This window comes from Isoptericola sp. NPDC057391, from assembly GCF_042668085.1.
Taxonomy (GTDB): Bacteria; Actinomycetota; Actinomycetes; order Actinomycetales; family Cellulomonadaceae; genus Isoptericola.
In genome coordinates this window covers 1-4,186 of sequence record NZ_JBHVBO010000264.1, presented here as the reverse complement: position 1 = coordinate 4,186, position 4,186 = coordinate 1, and the positions used below count along the sequence as shown (strand labels likewise).

At 71.7% G+C, this 4,186-nt stretch carries 3 protein-coding genes and 1 riboswitch; of the genes, 1 reads left to right on the top strand and 2 read right to left on the bottom strand.

Features of this window, described 5'->3' with window-relative positions:
- Positions 1-51: 51 nt before the first annotated feature.
- On the bottom strand, positions 52-933 hold the full coding sequence (locus tag ACFUVW_RS19905; RefSeq protein WP_430573028.1) for a bifunctional methylenetetrahydrofolate dehydrogenase/methenyltetrahydrofolate cyclohydrolase: 882 nt from the start codon (positions 931-933) through the stop codon (positions 52-54).
- Entirely contained in the window at positions 930-2,213 is a 1,284-nt protein-coding gene (gene glyA, locus ACFUVW_RS19900; RefSeq protein ID WP_430573027.1) for a serine hydroxymethyltransferase, read from the bottom strand. Before glyA ends, ACFUVW_RS19905 begins: the two co-directional genes overlap by 4 nt.
- Positions 2,214-2,252: 39 nt before the next feature.
- Positions 2,253-2,340: riboswitch (ZMP/ZTP riboswitch) on the bottom strand.
- Positions 2,341-2,677: 337 nt separating this feature from the next.
- Between glyA and ACFUVW_RS19895 the strand changes: the two genes are divergently transcribed.
- Positions 2,678-4,042: an ABC transporter substrate-binding protein gene (locus ACFUVW_RS19895; protein WP_430573026.1), complete on the top strand. Its 1,365-nt coding sequence runs from the start codon at positions 2,678-2,680 to the stop codon at positions 4,040-4,042.
- The last annotated feature ends 144 nt before the right edge of the window (positions 4,043-4,186 follow it).

Sequence of the window (4,186 nt, the reverse complement as noted above, 5' to 3'; positions counted from 1 at the left end):
CCCCCGAGGGGACGACGGGCCCGGAAGTCGCTGCGGACGCGGGTGCGGGCGTCAGCCGGCCTGGCGCTCCGCGGTGTCCACGACGTTGGCCAGCAGCATGGCACGCGTCATCGGCCCGACGCCGCCGGGGTTGGGCGAGTACCAGGACGCGACCTCGCGCGCGGCCGGGTCGATGTCGCCCACGACGCGCGACTTCCCCGTCTCCGGGTCGGTCTCCCGGGAGACGCCGACGTCGACCAGCACGGCGCCCGGCTTGACCATGTCCGCCGTGACGATGCCCTTGACCCCGGCCGCCGCGACGACGACGTCGGCCCGCTTGACGAGGGCCGGCAGGTCGGTGGTGCCGGTGTGCGTGAGGGTGACGGTCGCGTTGACCGCGCGGCGCGTGAGCAGGAGCCCGATCGAGCGGCCGACGGTCACACCGCGGCCCACCACGACGACCTCCTTGCCCTGGAGGTCGACGTCGTGCCGCAGCAGCAGGTCGATGATGCCGCGGGGCGTGCACGGCAGCGGGGAGGTGACCTCCTCGTTGACCCGCAGCACGAGCCGGCCGAGGTTGGTCGGGTGCAGGCCGTCGGCGTCCTTGTCCGGGTCGATCAGCTCGAGCACGCCGTTGGTGTCGACACCCTTCGGCAGCGGGAGCTGCACGATGAACCCGGTGCAGGCCGGGTCCTCGTTGAGCCGGCGCACGGCCGCCTCGATCTCCTCCTGCGTGGCGGTCGCCGGCAGGTCCTCGCGGATGGACTCGATGCCCACCTCCGCGCAGTCGCGGTGCTTGCCGGCCACGTACCACTGCGAGCCCGGGTCCTCGCCCACGAGCAGCGTGCCGAGCCCCGGCACGACGCCGCGCTCGCGCAGCGCGGTCACCCGCTCGCGCAGCTCGGCCTTGATCGTGGCCGCGGTGGCCTTGCCGTCCAGGACCTGCGCGGTCACTGGGACAGCCCGGGGTAGAGCGGGAAGTCCGCGGTGAGCGCCGCGACGCGGGCCGCGAGGGCGTCGACGTCGGCGGAGGCGCCGTCGCGCAGCGCGACGGCGATGATGTCGGCGACCTCGGTGAACTCGGCATCGCCGAACCCGCGCGTGGCGAGCGCCGGCGTGCCGATGCGCAGGCCGGAGGTGACGCGCGGCGGGCGCGGGTCGAAGGGCACGGCGTTGCGGTTCACGGTGATGCCGGCGTCGTGCAGGAGGTCCTCCGCCTGCTGGCCGTCGAGCGCGGAGTTCCGCAGGTCGACGAGCACCAGGTGCACGTCGGTGCCGCCGGTGAGGACGGAGACGCCCTGCTCCGCGACGTCGGCCTGGGACAGGCGCTCGGCGATGATCTGCGCGCCGCGCAGCGTGCGCTCCTGGCGGTCCTTGAACTCGTCGGTCCCCGCGACCTTGAACGCCACGGCCTTGGCCGCGATGACGTGCATGAGCGGGCCGCCCTGCTGGCCCGGGAACACCGCCGAGTTGATCTTCTTGGCGTGCTCCTCCTTGCTCAGGATGAAGCCGGAGCGCGGGCCGCCGATGGTCTTGTGCACCGTGGAGGACACGACGTCGGCGTGCGGCACCGGGCTCGGGTGCAGGCCCGCGGCCACGAGGCCGGCGAAGTGCGCCATGTCGACCCACAGCTTGGCGCCGACCTCGTCCGCGACCTCGCGGAAGGCCGCGAAGTCGAGGTGGCGGGGGTACGCGGACCAGCCGGCGATGATGACGTCGGGACGGTGCTCGAGCGCGCGCTTGCGCACCTCGTCCATCTCGATGCGGTAGGACTGCGGGTCCACGCCGTAGGCGCCGACGTCGTAGAGCTTGCCGGAGAAGTTGATCTTCATGCCGTGCGTGAGGTGGCCGCCGTGGGCCAGCTCGAGGCCGAGGATCTTGTCGCCCGCGTTGATGAGGGCGTGCAGCACGGCGGCGTTGGCCTGCGCGCCGGAGTGCGGCTGCACGTTGGCGGCCTCGGCGCCGAACAGGTCCTTGGCGCGGGCGATCGCGAGGTTCTCCGCGATGTCGACCTGCTCGCAGCCGCCGTAGTAGCGGCGGCCCGGGTAGCCCTCGGCGTACTTGTTGGTGAGGACGCTGCCCTGCGCCTGCAGCACCGCGCGCGGCACGAAGTTCTCGCTCGCGATCATCTCGAGGGTGTCGCGCTGACGGGTCAGCTCACCCTCGAGGACGGCGGCGATCTCGGGGTCGAGCTCCGCGAGGGGCGCGTTGAACGTGGGGTCGGGAGTGCTCATCGGCGTTCTCCAGCTGTGTCGGACGGACGTGTCGGACGACGACCGGGCCCAGGCGAACGACCCGTCGTCTGCACAGCGCGTCGCTCCCCGGTGGTGATCCACCTGTACGCCAGTCGCGACCCTCGCGATCCTAGCCGATCGGCCCGCCCCGGTCTCCCGTCGACCACGGCCACCGGGCTCGGCGAGGTAGTCCCGCACTCCGCGAGGTAGTTCCGCACTCCGCGAGGTAGTGCCTCGCGCCGCGCCGTACTACCTCGCGCGGTGCCGTACTACCTCGCGCGGTGCCGCACTACCTCGCCGACCCCGGTTCGTTCTTCATCGTTGCAGAGGCGTGACCTGGGCCACTTGACCACGCCGCCCGCGCCGTGCCAGATTGGGCGCCGTCGATGGCTCTTCATCGATGTAAACCGCATCGGGGCGACGTCGCACCGGAGCGGACCGGATCTCCCCGAGAGGACCCCGTGATGAGGAAGTCACGCCTGATCGCCGGCATCGCCGCCGGCCTGGTGGCCGCCAGCACCCTCGCCGCCTGCGGCTCCGGCGGCGGGAGCGGCGCCGACGACGGCACGCTCACGTTCATGTTCCGCGGCGGCGAGGACGAGAAGAAGGCCTACCAGGAGGCCATCGACCGCTTCACCGAGGACACCGGCGTGAAGGTCAAGATGATCGTCACCTCGGCGGACCAGTACGCCCAGAAGCTCCAGGCCGCCGTCGCGGGCAACAAGGTGCCCGACGTGTTCTACATCGAGCAGGCCAGCCTGCAGTCCTACGTGAGCTCCGGCGTCCTCATGGACATCACCGACCAGGTGGCCGAGCAGGGGGTCGACCTCGACAACATCTGGCCCTACGGCGTGGACTCCTACCGGTTCGACGGCACCGTCCAGGGCACCCCCGAGGGCAAGCTCTACGGCCTGCCCAAGGACATCGGCCCCTTCGCGTTCGGCTACAACGCCGACATGCTGAAGGAGGCCGGCATCGACCGGCCCGACCCGGACGAGCCCCTCACCTGGGACGAGTGGCTCGAGATCTGCAAGAAGCTCACCCAGGACACCGACGGCGACGGCGAGACCGACCAGTGGGGCACCGGGCTCAACGTCCAGTGGAACTCGCAGGCCTTCGTCTGGAGCAACGGCGGCGACTGGACCAACGAGGACCACACGCAGGTCACCGTCGACACCCCGGAGTTCGCGGAGGCGATCCAGTTCATCGCCGACCTCACCGCGGACGGCGTGACGCCGAACCCCGAGCAGGCCCAGACGCTCGACACCTACCAGCGCTTCATGGCCGGGGAGATCGGCTTCTTCCCCGTCGGCCCGTGGGACATGAGCGCCTACAACGAGCTCGACTTCGAGTACGACCTCATGCCGTGGCCCGTCGGCAAGACCGGTGAGCCCGCCACCTGGGTCGGCTCGCTCGGGATCGGCGTCTCCTCCACGACCGACCTGCCCGAGGACGCCGTGAAGCTGGCCACCTACCTCTCCACCGACGAGACCGCGCAGCAGACCCTCGTCGACGCCAACGTCCAGATCCCCAACCGGATCGACACGGCGAAGGAGTGGGCGGCCGAGGTCGAGAAGGACGACGCGGTGGAGCCGAAGAACCGCCAGGAGTTCCTCGACATCGCCGAGGACTACGGGCGCGCGATGCCGGCCTCTTTCACCTACGGCGCCGAGTGGTACGACGAGCTGTGGGTCGGCATCCAGCCCGTGCTCGACGGCGAGCAGGAGGCGGCCGACTACCTCGCCGAGGTGCAGCCGCGCATGCAGGAGCTGCTCGACCAGTCGAACGCCCAGGCGGAGCAGGCCGCGGCGGCGGGCTCCGCGCCCTGACCTCGCCCCTCCCCCGACCTCGCGGTGGGGGCGCGCCCCTCCGGCGGGCCCCCCCCCCCCCCCCCCCCACGCACCCCCCCCACCGCCCCGGAACCGAGAGAGTGTGATTACGGGAACACCCCACACCGCCCCCCCCCCGACCCC

Bases quoted from the DNA above. Each gene is read 5' to 3' on its own strand.
- glyA (WP_430573027.1), bottom strand. From the start codon at position 2,213: ATGAGCACTCCCGACCCCACGTTCAACGCGCCCCTCGCGGAGCTCGAC.
- ACFUVW_RS19895 (WP_430573026.1), top strand. From the start codon at position 2,678: ATGAGGAAGTCACGCCTGATCGCCGGCATCGCCGCCGGCCTGGTGGCC.